Here is a 16,675-nt window from a genome sequence, read left to right as displayed (position 1 = left end):
GAGCCTGCGCACATTCACCCGCCCACCAGCGGTTTCCGTAGTCCCCCGTCACCATCACTCCCGCGCGTACAGGAGAATTCAGGCCATGAGCAACCCCCAGCAGCTGCGCTACAGCAAGGAGCACGAGTGGCTGTCGGCCACCGCGGACGGCGTCGCGACGGTCGGCATCACGGAGCACGCGGCCAACGCGCTCGGCGATGTCGTCTTCGTCCAGCTCCCCGAGGCCGGCTCCACCGTGTCCGCGGGCGAGACCTGCGGCGAGCTGGAGTCGACGAAGTCGGTCTCCGATCTGTACTCGCCGGTCACCGGTGAGGTCACCGAGGTCAACGAGGACGTCGTCAACGACCCGTCGCTGGTGAACTCCGTGCCCTTCGAGGGCGGCTGGCTGTTCAAGGTACGCATCACGGACGAGCCGGCCGAGCTGCTCTCCGCGGACGAGTACACCGCCTTCACCGCCGGCTGAGGAGTCGTAGCCCCATGACTGTCCTGAACACACCCCTGCACGAGCTGGACCCGGAGATCGCCGCCGCGGTCGGCGCCGAGCTGGAGCGCCAGCAGTCGACGCTGGAGATGATCGCCTCCGAGAACTTCGCGCCGCTCGCGGTCATGGAGGCCCAGGGCTCGGTCCTCACCAACAAGTACGCCGAGGGCTACCCGGGCCGCCGCTACTACGGCGGCTGCGAGCACGTCGACGTCGCCGAGCAGATCGCCATCGACCGGGTCAAGGAGCTGTTCGGCGCCGAGTACGCCAACGTGCAGCCCCACTCCGGTGCCTCCGCGAACCAGGCGGCCCTGTTCGCGCTGGCCCAGCCCGGGGACACCATCCTCGGCCTGGACCTCGCGCACGGCGGCCACCTGACCCACGGGATGCGGCTGAACTTCTCCGGCAAGCAGTTCGACGTGGTCGCCTACCACGTGGACGCCGCGACCGGCCTGGTCGACATGGCCGAGGTCGAGCGGCTCGCCAAGGAGCACCGCCCCAAGGTGATCATCGCCGGCTGGTCGGCGTACCCGCGCCGGCTCGACTTCGCCGAGTTCCGCCGGATCGCCGACGAGACCGGCGCGTACCTGTGGGTCGACATGGCGCACTTCGCCGGCCTGGTCGCCGCCGGTCTGCACCCCAACCCGGTGCCGTACGCGGACGTGGTCACCTCCACCACGCACAAGACGCTGGGCGGCCCGCGCGGCGGCATCATCCTCGCGCGCAAGGAGTTCGCGAAGAAGCTGAACTCCTCCGTCTTCCCGGGCTTCCAGGGCGGTCCGCTGGAGCACGTGATCGCGGCCAAGGCGGTCTCCTTCAAGGTCGCGGCGAGCGAGGAGTTCAAGGAGCGCCAGCGCCGCACGGTGGAGGGTGCCCGCATCCTCGCCGAGCGGCTGACGGCCGCCGACGCCCGCGAGGCCGGGGTCAACGTGCTCTCCGGCGGTACGGACGTGCACCTGATCCTGGTCGACCTGCGCGCTTCCGAGCTGGACGGGCAGCAGGCCGAGGACCGGCTGCACGAGGTCGGCATCACGGTCAACCGCAACGCCGTCCCGGACGACCCGCGCCCGCCGATGGTCACCTCCGGCCTGCGCATCGGTACGCCGGCCCTGGCCACCCGCGGCTTCACGGCCGAGGACTTCGCCGAGGTCGCGGACGTGATCGCCGAGACGCTGAAGCCGGAGTTCGACGCCGAGGCGCTCAAGGCGCGCGTCAAGGCGCTCGCCGACAAGCACCCGCTGTACCCCGGTCTGAACAAGTAGGCCGCCTTTCGCGAGGCGCCGCGCACACGGGAAGAACCCGGCGTGCGCGGTGCCCGCGCCCCGTACCACCCCGGTGCACCACCCCATCGCACCATCCCGTCTTGAGGAGTCACCCGTGGCCATCTCGGTCTTCGACCTGTTCTCGATCGGCATCGGCCCGTCCAGCTCCCACACGGTCGGCCCGATGCGCGCGGCGCGGATGTTCGCCCGCCGGCTGCGCAACGAGGATCTGCTCGGCTCCGTCGCGGCCGTGCGCTGCGAGCTGTACGGCTCGCTCGGCGCCACCGGCCACGGCCACGGCACCCCGAAGGCGGTGCTGCTCGGCCTGGAGGGCGCCTCGCCGCGCACGGTGGACGTGGAGGGCGCCGACGCGCGGGTGGAGACGATCAAGCGGGCGGGCCGGCTGTCGCTGCTCGGCACGCACGAGATCCCGTTCTCCTTCGACGACGACCTGGTCCTGCACCGCCGCCAGGCCCTGCCGTACCACGCCAACGGCATGACGGTCCGGGCGTACGACGCCTCCGGGACCGAGCTGCTGGCCAAGACGTACTACTCGGTCGGCGGCGGCTTCGTCGTGGACGAGGACGCGGTCGGCGCGGACCGGATCAAGCTGGACGACACGGTCCTGAAGTACCCGTTCCGCACGGGCGACGAGCTGCTGCGCCTGACCAAGGAGACGGGCCTGTCCATCTCCTCGCTGATGCTGGAGAACGAGCGGGCCTGGCGCACCGAGGAGGAGATCCGCGCCGGCCTGCTGGAGATCTGGCGGGTGATGCGCGCCTGCGTCCAGCGCGGCATGTCCCGGGAGGGCATCCTGCCCGGCGGTCTGAAGGTCCGCCGCCGCGCCGCCGTCTCGGCCCGCCAGCTACGCGCCGAGGGCGACCCGCTGGCCCACGCCATGGAGTGGATCACGCTTTACGCCATGGCCGTGAACGAGGAGAACGCGGCCGGCGGCCGGGTCGTGACGGCCCCGACCAACGGCGCGGCCGGCATCATCCCGGCGGTCCTGCACTACTACATCAACTTCGTGCCGGGCGCGGACGAGGACGGCGTGGTCCGCTTCCTCCTCGCCGCCGGCGCGATCGGCATGCTCTTCAAGGAGAACGCCTCCATCTCCGGCGCCGAGGTCGGCTGCCAGGGCGAGGTCGGCTCCGCCTGCTCCATGGCGGCGGGCGCGCTCGCCGAGGTGCTGGGCGGCTCCCCGGAGCAGGTGGAGAACGCGGCCGAGATCGGCATGGAGCACAACCTGGGCCTGACCTGCGACCCGGTCGGCGGCCTGGTGCAGATCCCGTGCATCGAGCGCAACGGCATGGCCGCGGTGAAGGCGGTCACGGCCGCGAAGATGGCGATGCGCGGCGACGGCTCCCACAAGGTGTCCCTGGACAAGGTCATCAAGACGATGAAGGAGACCGGCGCGGACATGAGCGTGAAGTACAAGGAGACGGCGCGCGGCGGGCTCGCGGTGAACATCATCGAGTGCTAGGGGAACAGGCCCTGACCAGCGCGTTCGCAACTTTCAGCGCTGTCGGGGCCTTCCCTGCTAACGTGACGGAGAGTCCCGGGGACCTCCCTGGGATGTCCCCGCTGCGCCTTGCTCTTGAGATGGTTTGCGCCGCCTCCGAGGGGCCATGCCGCCTTATCGTGGGGCACGCAGCTGGCCACACGCGGCCATGTCACGAGACCTACGCATTACGAGACCGTGAGCGATCGTGCTGCGTGGTGCCTGGTCATACTGCCCAGTGATGTTCTGCCTGATCAGAGCATGTGCGACTGCTTGCCCTGTGCTCCCTCTTGTTACGTCGTCCGAAGGCGTCCGGCCACCGGCTGGCCACCGGGAAGGGCACCACGAGTGGCCAGGAGCCGGGGCACCGGGTTGTCGGCCTTCCACAGACCCTCCTGTCGGCGTCGCCGAGACAGCATCGTCGTCGTGCGAGGGTACTGACGGTCGCAAGGAAACATCACGCTTCAAGCGGGGCGCCGGTGTCATCCTGTGCTGGTTAACGTATCCCTCTCCGACCAACTGGGCACACAGGAACGAGAGTGCTGCGCGGCTGCGCGAGCAGTGATTCGAAAGATGAATCTCTCCACGCATGTGAGCAGATGACGGGACAGCAGGAAGTCTCTTTGTGCCGGTGACCCACGCACAATGGAAGACAGTGCTGAGGAAAGCGGACCTGTCCGGGGCTTCAGCTAGAGACCAACGAGAAGGTTACGCCCACCGCACCTTGCTGGTCTTCGCTGAAAGTCTTGCCGGAGAGTGCCACCGGTTGAAGAGCGCTCCCCCCTTCGCACTTGTTCATGAGTCCATGCCGGCGTATCAGGCCCTGCGGAGGCATGCGCCAGCTCACCTCCCATGGATTACAGGACCCCACGACTCTGCCGTCTGAGATCCTTGACCCGGTCGGGCTCAGATCACGCTGCAGAATCCAGCGCGCGGGCGAGAGGGCTGACAACTGATCACCCGGGCCGAGAATCAGGACCGCTTGGCGTCCTTCGTCGTGGTAAGAGGGTTCGGAACCGAGTTCTGGTCCGCGGCCTACCCCTTCCCTCTCAGGCCCAGGGACTGCTTGATGTTCTCGAAGTCGACGACCGGGGTGCCTATCCTGGCCACCGTGTGCCCGTGCGAGGTCAGCATGGCCTCGGCGAACGGGCTGTCCAGCGTGGCGACGCGGATCCACGAGCGGACCTCGGCCAACGGAACAGACTGCACGATCTCGAAGTCGACCAGGAGATCCGGGATGTCGAGGTACTTGGGCAGAATCCGGTAACGGGCTTTGTTGTCGCGGAACATCTCCAGAGCCGCGTTCCGCTCCCGGCTCCCCTTGACAGGGGATCCGGCCTCGATCCAACGAGCGATCAAGGGTGCTTCGCTCAACGGAACCGCCTTGGCGAGACGCACGTACTCGGCCTTGGCGGCACGATTGCCGCCGCCGGGCAAGTCCTCGTAGAGGTCGCATGCAGGCGTGAGGACAACCCACCAGCCGTCCTGGGGATCCCGCAGAACGTCTGCGGCGGTCACGTGTTTCGTGACCGGTGGCATCAAGTACATCCGGGCGGTCGACGCGTGTCCCATCACACGGTCCTCGGAGGAACCGAGCACTGCTCCGAGAGCCTCGACCGCGTTCTCCTTCAGCCAGGCTGCGAGGCGGTGCACGAGGGCGGGGGCGATCTGGCTACGGTCGGCAGCCGCGAGCCTGTCCCAGTTCGGAGCAATCTCGTCCCGCAGGAATCCGCGCACGTACTCGTCCACAAGGGCGGTGACATGCCGGGTGAGGACCGGGGCACCGGACTCAAGGCCGTCCCGTATCGCGGTGACGGCGTCGTCCAGCCGGTTCTTCGGGACCACCTGGATGAGTGGTGGCTGCGCCAAATCGCTCACCTGCTCCGCGAGGCCGGTGCAGAAGACGACGGGCACCCAGCGAGTCTTGGCTATCCGGTCGTACAGTTCGCGGCCCTGCAGGTTGGGGTGGGAGGTGGAGCCACCTCGCGTCGCGTCCCTGACATCCAGAACAACCAGATCGAACGCCTGCGTCTCCAGCAGGCGTTCAGCTTCGTCGAAATCGTTCTCGACGTGGATGTCGAGCGCCCCGAGGTCCGAGAGCTCCTCAACGAGCATCTCGGACAGTTCCTCCGCGATGTCCACCTCGTCCTCGACGATCAAGACCCGATACACCGCGCCCCCGTCCGTCACCCGACTCTCCTTCGCAGTCTCGCCCTGAACGTGGCTCCGGCGAGGGGCCCTGGCGTCACCAGGGACAGATCGCCGTCGTAGAAATCCTTCACGACGCTGTCGGCGATGCTGAGGCCCAGCCCGATGCCGTCCTCCTTGTCGCTGAAGTACGTATCGAAGATCATCTCTTGGATCTCCTCACGTACTCCGGGGCCGCTGTCACTCACGTCGATGTCGACATCGTCCTCGGGCGTCCGCCTCGTCTCGATGAGGATGGCGCGTTCCTTCCCTTCGGGCAGGGTGGAGAGCCAGTAGATCGCGAGTTTCCTACGAGGTTGTGGACCACCTGGGAGATGTCACCGGGGTCAGCCGTCACTGTCACGTCCTCGCCGCTGACGGTGACGGCGATGCCGTGCTTCTCGAGCGTGCCCTCGTGGACCGCGACAGCCTCGTCGATCGCGGCTTGGAGGGACAGAGCGCGGGGACGGCCTCGCCGTCGGCCGCTCAGCGGCTCGACGCGGGTGAAGAGCCGGTCCAGAGCCTGTTCCTGTGCGGTGAGGTCGACGTGCATTTTCGCGAGAGCGGAGGCGAGCTGTTCGTCCTCGTCGCGCTTGCGGCCCGCCAGCTTATTCAGCCGGCGGAGGACGTAGGCGATGCGGGTCAGTGCCGTTCGACCGTCGTGCAGTACGACGTCGACCAGCGCTCCCAGAGTCGCGAGGCGGGAGAACTGCGAGAGGACCTCCTGGACCTTGTCGACGCTCTCGTCAATCGTTTCCTGAGCCTCCTCCAGTGCGCGGCTCAACTCGATGTCGTCCGGGTACTTCGAGTTGACGACGTCCCGGACGGGCGAGAGCGTGAAGTTCTGGAACAGGCCGTGGCGGTCGCTTCCAGCACCTGAGGGGATGTCCACCGTAATCGGATCCGACTCGCGGTTCTCTCGCTTCGGACGGCGCAGCCCGTAGCGCCAGGTCTCGAGTCGGCTCACGGCCTGGGTCAGGACACCTTTCAGGTCCTCGTACTCGGGCGAGTCGATGAGCCCTTCCCGGTGCGACCGGTCCCGAAGCCCGGGGTTGCCGTCCGCCGATATGTACACGAAACCCGCGACCTGGTTGTTGGAGAACCGCATGGTGGGGTTGTTCACACGGCGGAGGTCGAAACCCAGCCAGTCGAAGTCGACCTCGCCGAAGGGCTGCACCCGGAAGCCGTCCCGGTAGAGGGCGACACCGCTGTTATCCTTGATCAGCTTACGGACCTCGGTGATGTTGCGGGCCCCGAGGTCGATGTTGAGCATCTCCTTGAGGGACGCCAGTCGAGGTCCCAGGTACGGAGGTCGAGCTTCAGGGGACCGCACTTGGGTGCCTTCCCGTGCGACGGGAAGAGGTACTGGTTCAGGGTCTCCGACTGCCCAGACGTCAGGTTGGTCATGGTCAGGTCGGCGAGACCGTTTTCGTCGATGGCCCCTATGAGGCGGTAGTGCGGGTGTGCCAGAGCTTCGCTGGCCCCGACAAAACCGGTGTGGTGGTCCAACGGCCCAGCCGGAAGGGAGAGGTAGATCGCGAACTCCGGCTGGTCGGGTACGCCCAGCTCCGCAGGAGGGGGAGGGGGGAGAAGTCGGGACAGGGATCGCTTCAGGCTCTCCACCGACTCGGCCCCCCAGTCCTGCCGAAGCCCTTCGAGCCGAACGAGGGTGCCGTGAGAGCCCGTCCAGGCGGGCTGTTTCTCGCTCGCGCGGAAAGCACTTGTCACCTCGTCGAAGAGGCGTCGCGCTTGGCCGTTGTCGGCGAACACCGCGGGAGCGCCCACGTTCCACTGGACCGGCACCTGGTCGATGTAGGCGTTCTCGGCGGCGAAGTCGCTCCAGTCAAGCCGGATGTTCACCTCGGGACCGCCGGCCTTGCGACTCTTGATCGCGGTCACGGCGCCGAGACGGGCTGCGGAGAAGCGCCCGATTCCCTTTGCACCGAGCACCCTTCGCCCGAACTGCTCACTGCGCGGGGCACGGTGCCGGAACGGTGTGGCAATCTCCATCCAGGTGTCCCGGACGGCCTCGGGGGACATACCGTGTCCGTCGTCCCACACCTCGATGGAACCGTAGCCCTCCTCCAACGGCCCGTTGAATCTGATCACAACCAGGCTCGCATCGGCGTCGTAGGCGTTCTTGACCAGCTCGGTGAGCGCCACCCGCTCGTTGCTGATCAGCTCCTCACCGAGTGTGCTCATCAGGCGCGCACGGGGACGTAGAAACGTCTGTGTGTTCTCGGAGTTCACGCTCGCCCCTCTGACCGCTTCCCACCCGCACTCCAGCCCGAGGAGTGCCAGCTGCGACCCTAACGGCGGGGAGGGCTCTGGAGACGCTGCTCAGGGAATTTGGGCAGTACGTGCGCCGGGACGGGAGTTCACGGTGGTTGGGCACCCGACGCCCGACGAAGGGGCACAGCCCTGTGATCGAACGTGTCTTCTGGTTCGGGGGTTCGTTGAGACAGGTGACGTGTGTGGACGTATCACAACCGGAACTGGGGAGTCCCGAAGAGTAGCCCAGGGGGCGTCCTCTAGCATGGGGTGACTCAAGAGTAGAACACTGCTTCAAGTTACCAATGGGACACGGTGAGTGAACAGCAGTGTTCACCAGGCAGGTCACCCGCGTGACAGATGAGGCTTTGCGGCGGCGCGGACCGGCCGGAAGCCTTGCCTCCACAGCGTCGTGCGTGATCTCCTGGAGGTCGTTCAGGTCATCAGGTACGGAGGAGTGGGTCGTGGCGAAGGAGAAGGGGGCGAAAAGCACGTATGGCGTGCCCCTGGAGCGGAGCGACTGCCTCAAACTGGACAAGCACAGGCACCACTGTGAGCCGGACGATTTCAAGAAATGGGTCCAGTCCGGTTACGGAAAAGGTAAACGTCTGGCTGTCGACCTCTTCTCGGGTGCTGGCGGGCTGAGCTTGGGCCTTGAGCGGGCCGGATGGACCACCGCTGCGGCGGTGGACTTTGACGAGCGGGCTCGCGAGACGCATGCAGCGAACTTTCCGGGAATGAGTCTCTGCGTCGACCTCGGGGATGACAGCCAGCGAGGGGAATTCGTTCAGCGAATCCTTGACTCTGGCGCCGAGATCGACATCGTCGCGGGAGGCCCTCCCTGCCAGCCGTTCAGTCGTGCCGGACGCAGCAAGATCCGGCACTTGGTCGAGTACCACAACCGTGACCCGCACGATCTCCGTAAGGAACTCTGGCGCGCCTACGTCGATGTGGTGGAGCGGCTCCTTCCACGTGCTGTCCTCATGGAGAACGTCCCCGATATGGGGCTTGCCGATGACTTCAGCGTGATCCGTATCATCGAGGCAAAGCTGGAAAGCCTTGGGTACGTGACCCAGGTGCGTCTCGTCGATGCGTGGAACTATCGCGTGCCACAGCACAGGAAGCGTCTTATCCTCCTCGCACGGAGAGACGGTGGCGGCTTCGCTTGGGGCAAACCGAAGAAACAGACCACCCTTCGGGATGCCATCGGCGACCTTCCTGCACTCAATCCGGAGCCTTTGAAAGCGGTAGGTGCCCGAGTCGGCGACTACGACGAGCAGCAGGAGCCGAAGCTCTCTTCCTTCGCCAAGGAGATGCGCAGAAGGGCAGACAAGGGTGTAATTCACGACCACATGACGCGGCGGGTTCGTAGGGACGACTTCAGGATCTTCACGGTCATGGATTCCAAAACCCTCTACTCCGAGCTTGAAGAGAAACTGGAAGAGGACGAGAAGGATTTCCAGAGGTACGACGCGGAGCAATTCACCGACAAGTACAAGAAGTTGGACTGGAAGGAATTGAGCCGCACGATCACCGCGCACATCGCCAAGGATGGTTACTGGTACATCCATCCTGAAGAGGCGCGAACGCTGACCGTGCGTGAAGCCGCGAGGATCCAGACCTTCCCGGACCGCTTTCGGTTCGCGGGTACGCGGAGCGACGCCTTCCGCCAGATTGGCAATGCGGTTCCCCCGCTGTTGGGCGAAGCCGCGGCCCGGGTCCTCCTGCCGCAAGATGTTCCCGCCGGGGACGAGGCCGGGGACAAGTGGCCGAAGGTACGTGAGGAGCTGACCCGCTGGGCCAAGGAGCAGCGTGCGGGCAAGCAGTGGTACCAGTTCCCCGGTGGCCGGAAAATGAAGCCGCTCGGGGCTCTCGTCATGGCGGTGCTCTCGGGAAGCAAGCTGCACCCGAAGCAGCTCTCCGACGTGATGAACGAGGTCGCTGGGCACAGGGAACTGACGCAGGACGTCTATCTTGCCCTCGTGACCGCTGCGCCGACAGCAGCACTCCGCAAGCGTCTGGAGGGCAGGCTCACTCCGGTCGTCAACAAGCCCGAGGTCTGGGTGAACGCGGATTCGGTTCTTGATCACGGCAAGGTGATGGGGCTCAAGCCGGCTGAGCTCGCGTTGTTCAGACTGCTGGCCGGCGGCGACATAATGCTGGTCGGCCAGAGTGCGTTGCGGGTGGCTGCGAGGGTTCAGCAGAACGAATCGCACCTGACCAACCGACTGACCGAGGGTCGGCTCAACCTCATCAAACTTCTCGGCGCCGGCAGGGACGCTCCGGTGCGGATGGCCGCCATCAGGTTTATCGGCGAGCACCTGTGTCGTGACAAGCAGCCCGTCTGTGGAAGCTGCCCGCTGAGCGACTACTGCCCGACCCGTCCGCAGGAGGACGAGGGAGCCGAACCCACCTTGGATGTTGCGGTAAGGACAGGCTGACACGGCCCTCCCGGGAGAACAGGGAAGCTGCGGTGGGCGGCGTGGACGATGCGCTGGGCGGTCGGCCCGGCGTCGGCCCTGACCTCACATTCCCAGATGCGCACTACGGTCCATCCGGCGTCTCTCGCCGCTTCTGTGTTCCTGGCGTCCCTTTCCATGTTGGTCGTGATCTTGGCTTCCCAGCGCGAGGCGTTCGGCCCTGGGAATTCCCGCATGCCGTGGGAGGGGCAGCCGTGCCAGAAGTAACCGTCGACGAAGACCGCGACGGAGCACCGGGGCAGCACGAAGTCCGCAGGCAGCGGGGAGCGACCTTACGGTGCAGCCGAAAGCGGAGTCCGAGGGCGTGCACAGTGCTCTTGAGGGTCTTCTCCGGTTCGGTGTCCCGTACTCGGCAGCCTCTTAGCTCGCTCCAAGGCGTGCTCACCCATCCTTCGTGTGTGCTCATGAGGCCATCTTGGGCGGCCATATCGTGGGCGTGCTCCGGGAGGCAGACTGACCTAGATGATCCGAGAACCCGCAGAACTCGACGTCGACGAGGCCGGTCGTGTGGAGATCCCGCTCGGGATCCTCGCCGAAGCAGGCATCAGCCCGGGTACCAAGCTGCTCGTGTTCAGTGATGGAGACGGGCGCATCGTGCTGAGACGGGCAGAAGACGCCATCAACGACCTGTATGCGGGAGGGAGCCCTATAGCGGCAGCCCCGGCTGTCGGGGGCTGCCGCTCTCACTCGGTCTCGCGGTCGAGGCCGGCGGGCGTGGGGTGGAACCCGTGCCGCAGAGCCTCTTCATAAACCTCCATCGCCTGCTTGGCCTGGATCCCGGTGACCCGCCGCCCCTGGGACAGTCGCTGCGCGACACGGTCGGCGAGCTGCCTGTCCACGGCGCGCAGAACCCGGCCTTCGCGGGCCCAGTCCGCCAGAGCCTGCCACTCCTCGCTGGGGATGTCCTCGACGGCGGCTTCGGCCTCGTCGGACTCGGTACTCTCGGGAGAGGCGATCTCGAACGGCTCGGCCGTGAGCTCGGCGGCCAGCGCGTCGGGAAGTGTCCACGGAATGCGGGAAACCTCGTCCCAGCAGTCGGGCTTCTTCGCCCACTCCGACACGTGCCGATCGCCGGTGATCACCGCCTCCATAATCAAGGGACAGAGTTCGTCGAGGGCGTCGTCTAGGGCGTCCGTAGTGCCCTGTTCGTTCCAGATCCTGTCGAGGTCGATTCGCTTCTCGGCGGCGAGCGAGAGCCGGGCGACCGTGTAGGTCGTGATCAGCCGTTTGTGACTGCCGGCCGAGTGCGCACGGGCGATCCGGTCGGCAGCCTGGAAGAGGAGGGCGGTGGCTATGGCGCGCTTGCAGTACTGCACGTCCACGACGGGATCGGACTTCTCGATCCGCTCCATGAAGTGGGCGAAGTTCTTCTGAGCGCCGCGACTCACCCAGTACGGGAGCTGCTCCCAGGAGTGTACGAAGGTGGCCAGGTCAGACTTGCTGAATCTCTGTCGGCTCGGCGTGATCAGCTTGAACTTGCGCTGGGCGGCGCGGCTCTCGTGCTCGGCGGACTTGTCGGTGTACTGACCCCGCGCCCGCTCGTAGAACCATCGCGTCTCCTGACCGCTGCCGTCGGTCGCGGGAGCCCACAGGCTGCGGGAGACACGCTCGAAGGCGACGTGGAACTCGTGGTTCGAGCTGAAGTCGACCAACGTCACCTTGTTCTGGGTGTTGGAGTACTGGGAGATCCTCGGAACGATCTCGGACAAGTACGCGGGATCGACGATCGTGAGCTTCATCTGCACGTGGACCCCGTCCAGGTCCCGCTTGTCATGGGTCAGGACGTGGTGCAGTGAGGCGGTGGTCTGGCCGCCGTTGACGATCTGGAGGCCTGTCATGCTCCTGATGGCGACGGGACTGCCGTGCTCGTCGGTCTCGAAGTCCACGTCCGAGGCAGTGGCGGTCACGCCGTTGTTGTAGGCGAGGAAGCGGCTCGGATCCTTCAGCAGGGTTTCGCGGATGCCCTTGTTCACGCCACCGCGGGTCTGGAGAAAGGACCGGACGTTGAGTTCGAGCAGCCGGGTCCGGTGCTCCTTGTACAGTTCGGCAAGCTGTCGGCCGGGGATGACGGCCAGGACGACCGAGTAGTTCGGCTCGTCGCTGTGCGCCGCCAGGCACGGAAGAGGACGCTCGAAGGTCACTTTGATGGGCTCGCCGATGCTCCCGGAGGTCTCGTGCCGGTGGAGCCGCGCAAGGTCCCAGAGCTCGTGTGTGACAGGGATTCCCTCGAACTCCCCGGGTCCCGGGGCACTCGTCGTGCTGACCCGGTTGCTGAGGAGAAAGAGGCGGATCTTCGGAACGTTCGACAGTGCCTTCTCCACACCGACGCACATGTCGTGCACGTCGGTGTTGTCCTCCTGGTTAGGGCGGATGGCTGCGTGCTTGCCCAGGAACGCGAACAGCCTGCGGAAGAGCCTGTCGGACTCGGCCTTGGTCAGCTTGCTGCTCATCGGTGTCAGGTTGAAGTCGGTGGTGTAGAGGTCGAGGCTGGACCCGTCCTCGGGCAGACCGTAGCCGTAGATCTCCAGCCCCCGGGAGGAGTGGTAGGCGAGCGCAGCGTCGGTGACCACCCCAGCCTCCTCAAGGATCTCGAGTACGTGCTGGGTAAACGTGTTCGGGATCGAGCCGCCCTCGGCGTCCGCCAGCGCCTGGATGTCGGTCACCAGCGCGCGTGAGTAGTCGTGGAGGTCGTGCTCAGCCATGGGTTCCTCGGATCAGGTCGACGAGTGTCTCAGCGGTCACGCTGTGGGCGGTCAGTGCCGACACGTCGATGGTGTATGTGCAGTTGCCCACCCCAGGCGGCAGTTCGGCCTCAACGATGCGGGGGAAACCCTCCCCGACCGTCCAGAATTCGCTGCGACGCAGGGTGTATCGATCGTGATCGTAGAGGTCCCGCTGATTCGGCAGATAGCCGGATTGGACCAGCAGATTCTCGAAGCGCTGGGCGGCGGACGGTGAGGTCAGACGGGCCCGTATCTCGTCCACCAGGGCGTTCAAACTCCTGCCGAGCCCACGTTGCCGGTCGTCGAGGACGACATGAGCCAGTGCTAGGGGCGTCGCGTCGGCCGTGTCCAGCTGCCGCTCACTCGCGATCTGGACCGTCCTGGGAGAGCGCGCTGTGGTCGCCTTTACCTCGACCGCGGCGCCGGGCAGCTGGAAGTCCTGGTTTGTCTGCCGGGGGCCGGTCCAGGAGCTGACGGCCGTGTTTTGGTCCACAGCCGGAAGCACGTACTCGAGGAAGAAGTGGAGTTCACCGAAGAGACCGCACCGAGCCTGTCGGGACAGGCCGTCGCGCGACACGGAGCGCAGCAGCTGCTGCCACCGGACGTAGCGGCGAACCGCGGCCTCCGCAGCCGTCTCGGTTGTCGGTGCCTCCCGCACCACCTCTGCGATGTCGGTAACGAGCGGGGTGAAGACCTCGGTGAGTTCGTCGTCGGTGAGCATCACCTGGAGCTCGTAGTGATTGCCGGACACCGACGACAGGTTCAGCTGCAGGCCGCGGGTGGCCGGCAGTTCGTGGATTTCCTGACGTACGGTGTCGGCGGTCCTAGCGTCGGTGCCGAGCAGCAGCATCCGTCGGAGGGCAGGGTGCGTCACCGACACCTGGATGTCGTGCGGGGAGTCGGGGTGGAGCCGCCGGGTGGACCTGCCCGGGGTCTGCTGATGGGCCTCCAGCTCCTGCCACACACTCTCGTCGATCACTCTTCGTCCTCGAAGTCGTCGAATTCCATGTCCTGCTTGAACCAGATGTCGTTCACCACGTACTCGGTCTTCAACTGGTGGCGGGAGAACGGGAAGCTGATGGCAAACCCGACCAGCGGAGCGACCGGCTCGGGGTTCCTCGACGACTTGGCCACCTCGGCAGGGCTGAGGGGGTACAGCAGAAGCAACGGCTGGTCAGGGCGACGTTGGTGACGCAGAGGCCGGCCGCGGGGGGTGTCCGGATCGAGCGGTTCGCCCTTCCTGTTGAGCTTCCCCTTCGCGGCCTCCTTCGTGGCCTTCAGCGCCCGGTCGTACTGTTCCTCGGTGAGGTCGCAGAACTCGTCGGCAGGGCTGAGGACACGCTTGATCGTGTAGCGGCCGGGAACGACCTCCGAGGACTTGGAGTGGCTGCGTGTGATGAGGCCGATGGAATGGCCAGCGATCTCGGCCGCCGCACCCTCGGGCAGTCGGCTGGCGAGGCGGATCGTCCAGTTGCCAAGCTCACCCTGCTTGGCGCACTGGCGCACGTACTCTGCGATGAAGGCCGGCCGCACCCGCTGGGCCTGCCGGTCGGTGAGGTAAGAGTCGAGAAAACCCTCGGTGACGTCCGAGGCTGCGACGCCACTCCAGGTGATGCTCCCGCTCCGCTCGTCAACGTTCCCGGCGGAGATCACATCGAGGCGCGCGGCGAACGACTTAAGGAGCTCGTGGTTCCTACGAACCACCTTTTCGGAGAGGTCGAAGATGGTCGTCTCAGGAAGCTCACCGGAGTAGCTGAGGCGGACACGCGTGCCCTGCCTCATCTTGTTGGAGGCCGTGATACCGAGGCCGAGCGACGAGGTCCTGACCTTGAGACCGTACTCACGGGGGGTGAGTCCCACTGCGGACATCTCCTCGACGTCGCGCCGGAGTTCGTCGGTGGCTGCGGTGATCTCCGCGTACTGGCGCTGCAGCGTACGTGTCGTATACAGCCGGCACAGGTCCTCGTAGCGGGGACGGTAGCCGAACCAGCGGCCCATCTGCAGCAGGGTGTCGTACGTCTTGGAGGCACGCAGGTAGTAGCTGACCGACAGCCCTTCGAGGGTCAGGCCGCGGGAGAGCTTCTCGCCGCCTACGGCGATGACCGACAGGCCGGTCTCCCGGCGTTCGTAATACTGGAGGGCGTCTTTCGCCGCACCGTTGACAGCCATAACGGTGATTTTCGCAAGGGCGGCGTGGAGGTGGGGTTCGATGTCTTCCCAATCGAGCCTGCCCCCGGTCATGTCCTCGGTGCAGGGGACGAAGTCCTCATCCCAGAGTTCCCGCAGCTCTTCCTCGAGTTCTTCGCGGGCACTGCTGAACCGGTCCTGGAGAACATCGAAGAGCAGACGCACGTGGGCGTCGATCTGGTCGCAGATCTGCTGCTGTACGGCCGTGAAGCGGGTCACGTGCACCAGCATGGAGTTATGCACGGCGACCTGCCCCCGTGCTCGACGTGCCGCGCAAGTCAGGACGAAGGACCGGATGGCGCGCTGCAGCGACTCGGGCAGAAAGTCGGGAACCTGGTGGTAAGACTTGTGCTTGTCTGGCACCCAGAGATCTGTGTCCTTGATGTGCCTTATGAGTGGCAGCGGCTCGATGTCCTCCTCGTCGCCGTCGGTCTGCAGGCCGAAGAGACGCTCGGGACCGAGATAGTTGGACGGGGCCCGCAGGGTGCGGATGAAACTCTCCGGGAAGAGGTCGGGGCCCAGCTCGTCATGGTCGGTGTCGGGGTTGATGTAGATGTTCGCGAAGGGAGTCGCGGTATAGCCGACGTAGGACGCCTTCGTGAAGCTGTTGACCAACCGCCTGATGGCCTTGTTGATCGCCGACGGGTTGGTGTCGGGGTCCTTAGATGTGTTCACCCCGGCGTTGTCGGCTTCGTCGTCGATCACGAACAAGGGGAGGTCGGGAACGACCATCCGGCCGGTCTCCGGGTCCTCCACGCCGTGGTTGTCGATCACCCAGTCACGCAGGTTGTCGATAATCCGCCGGTTCTTCTTGACCACGAGGACCACCGGGACGCTGCCCACCGGCACGTTCGCGGAGGCCGCCGTCTTGCGGGCGAAGTCCCCCTTCTCGTGACTGGTAGTGAGCGACGCCGCCTTCAGGCGCTTGCCGTGTGACATCGCGCCAACACCGATATGACGATGCGCGTCGTCGTCCGAGCGGAACTGATACTGGGTGTCGAACCCGAGGAGCCCCTCGTCGATACGGAGCTGGGTCTGGCTGCGCAGGTCGTTGTGGATCCCGGCAAACACCACGATGAGCCGGTAGCCGGCATCGGCCGCCTTCGCGGCGAGCCCGATGAACTGCCCCGTCTTGCCGGACTGAACCTGTCCGATAACGAGCCCGGTCCGGCGCCAGATGCCTTCCCGCTGAGGGTCCTCCAGCTCACCGAGAACGTCGTCCGTGCTCTGGTCGAGTCGGCGCACGACCTGCGTCGGGAGCTTGGAGACGCTCAGGAGGTAGCGCCGGTAGCGGTCCCAGAAGTCCCACTTCCGGTCGGCCTTCGCGTCGGCAAGCCAGGGCACGTGGCCCTCGTCGTCCTTCATCGCGGAGGAATCGGCCTGGAACACGGAGGCCCGGGCCTCGAGTACCTTCCGCACCTGGTCACGGTCCACGGTGATCCCCTGGGCAGCGAGGATGCTGACCGCTGTGTTCACCGCGAAGTCCACCTCGGCCGGCGTTGCCTGGCGGTCACCCGGCAGGAGCAGCACCGCGGTCTGCTCGGCCTTCTCGAGACTGTCTTCGGGGGCGGTGCTCACAGCGA

Annotated in this window: 11 protein-coding genes; 4 read left to right on the top strand and 7 right to left on the bottom strand. The window is 65.9% G+C overall.

Features of this window, described 5'->3' with window-relative positions:
• Positions 1-85 precede the first annotated feature (85 nt).
• From gcvH to ACH4OA_RS21100, 3 genes are all read left to right on the top strand, one after another.
• On the top strand, positions 86-463 hold the full coding sequence (gene gcvH / locus ACH4OA_RS21110; RefSeq protein WP_397970156.1) for a glycine cleavage system protein GcvH: 378 nt from the start codon (positions 86-88) through the stop codon (positions 461-463).
• Positions 464-477: 14 nt separating this feature from the next.
• The gene (glyA, locus tag ACH4OA_RS21105) at positions 478-1,743 is read left to right on the top strand and encodes a serine hydroxymethyltransferase (protein WP_397942969.1); all 1,266 of its coding nucleotides are present in this window, start codon (positions 478-480) and stop codon (positions 1,741-1,743) included.
• Positions 1,744-1,858: 115 nt separating this feature from the next.
• Positions 1,859-3,226, top strand: coding sequence for an L-serine ammonia-lyase (locus tag ACH4OA_RS21100; protein WP_365874813.1), 1,368 nt, complete (start codon positions 1,859-1,861; stop codon positions 3,224-3,226).
• Between the two features lie 1,053 nt (positions 3,227-4,279).
• On the opposite strand, the gene ACH4OA_RS21095 is transcribed toward ACH4OA_RS21100, so the two are convergent.
• The 4 genes from ACH4OA_RS21095 to ACH4OA_RS21080 are packed head-to-tail and all read right to left on the bottom strand — an operon-like array spanning position 4,280 to position 7,681.
• Complete coding sequence (locus ACH4OA_RS21095) at positions 4,280-5,434, bottom strand: hypothetical protein (RefSeq protein ID WP_397970154.1); 1,155 nt, start codon at positions 5,432-5,434, stop codon at positions 4,280-4,282.
• Entirely contained in the window at positions 5,431-5,640 is a 210-nt protein-coding gene (locus ACH4OA_RS21090) for an ATP-binding protein (RefSeq protein ID WP_397970153.1), read from the bottom strand. Before ACH4OA_RS21090 ends, ACH4OA_RS21095 begins: the two co-directional genes overlap by 4 nt.
• On the bottom strand, positions 5,637-6,704 hold the full coding sequence (locus tag ACH4OA_RS21085; RefSeq protein WP_397970151.1) for a hypothetical protein: 1,068 nt from the start codon (positions 6,702-6,704) through the stop codon (positions 5,637-5,639). Before ACH4OA_RS21085 ends, ACH4OA_RS21090 begins: the two co-directional genes overlap by 4 nt.
• Entirely contained in the window at positions 6,653-7,681 is a 1,029-nt protein-coding gene (locus tag ACH4OA_RS21080) for an ATP-binding protein (RefSeq protein ID WP_397970149.1), read from the bottom strand. Before ACH4OA_RS21080 ends, ACH4OA_RS21085 begins: the two co-directional genes overlap by 52 nt.
• A gap of 485 nt (positions 7,682-8,166) precedes the next feature.
• Here ACH4OA_RS21080 and ACH4OA_RS21075 point away from each other — a divergent pair, with 485 nt between their 5' ends.
• Complete coding sequence (locus tag ACH4OA_RS21075) at positions 8,167-10,143, top strand: DNA cytosine methyltransferase (RefSeq protein ID WP_397970147.1); 1,977 nt, start codon at positions 8,167-8,169, stop codon at positions 10,141-10,143.
• A gap of 722 nt (positions 10,144-10,865) precedes the next feature.
• Here the strand turns inward: ACH4OA_RS21075 and ACH4OA_RS21070 are convergent.
• The 3 genes from ACH4OA_RS21070 to ACH4OA_RS21060 are packed head-to-tail and all read right to left on the bottom strand — an operon-like array spanning position 10,866 to position 16,670.
• Positions 10,866-12,884 carry an AIPR family protein gene (locus tag ACH4OA_RS21070; RefSeq protein ID WP_397970145.1) on the bottom strand — a complete coding sequence of 673 codons (2,019 nt, stop codon included), beginning with the start codon at positions 12,882-12,884 and terminating at the stop codon, positions 10,866-10,868.
• On the bottom strand, positions 12,877-13,884 hold the full coding sequence (locus tag ACH4OA_RS21065; protein WP_397970144.1) for a PD-(D/E)XK motif protein: 1,008 nt from the start codon (positions 13,882-13,884) through the stop codon (positions 12,877-12,879). Before ACH4OA_RS21065 ends, ACH4OA_RS21070 begins: the two co-directional genes overlap by 8 nt.
• Positions 13,881-16,670: a Z1 domain-containing protein gene (locus tag ACH4OA_RS21060; RefSeq protein ID WP_397970143.1), complete on the bottom strand. Its 2,790-nt coding sequence runs from the start codon at positions 16,668-16,670 to the stop codon at positions 13,881-13,883. The genes ACH4OA_RS21065 and ACH4OA_RS21060 overlap by 4 nt, the downstream gene beginning before the upstream one ends.
• Positions 16,671-16,675 lie beyond the last annotated feature (5 nt).

The organism is Streptomyces sp. NPDC017095, from assembly GCF_044332325.1.
GTDB lineage: Bacteria > Actinomycetota > Actinomycetes > Streptomycetales > Streptomycetaceae > Streptomyces.
Note: the sequence above shows the minus strand (reverse complement) of the source record. Positions and strands in the feature narration are given on the sequence as shown.

What these genes read in the sequence shown, in the direction of transcription:
- glyA (WP_397942969.1), top strand. Translation starts at nt 478, where the DNA reads ATGACTGTCCTGAACACACCCCTGCACGAGCTGGACCCGGAGATCGCC.
- ACH4OA_RS21070 (WP_397970145.1), bottom strand. Translation starts at nt 12,884, where the DNA reads ATGGCTGAGCACGACCTCCACGACTACTCACGCGCGCTGGTGACCGAC.
- gcvH (WP_397970156.1), top strand. Translation starts at nt 86, where the DNA reads ATGAGCAACCCCCAGCAGCTGCGCTACAGCAAGGAGCACGAGTGGCTG.
- ACH4OA_RS21085 (WP_397970151.1), bottom strand. Translation starts at nt 6,704, where the DNA reads ATGCTCAACATCGACCTCGGGGCCCGCAACATCACCGAGGTCCGTAAG.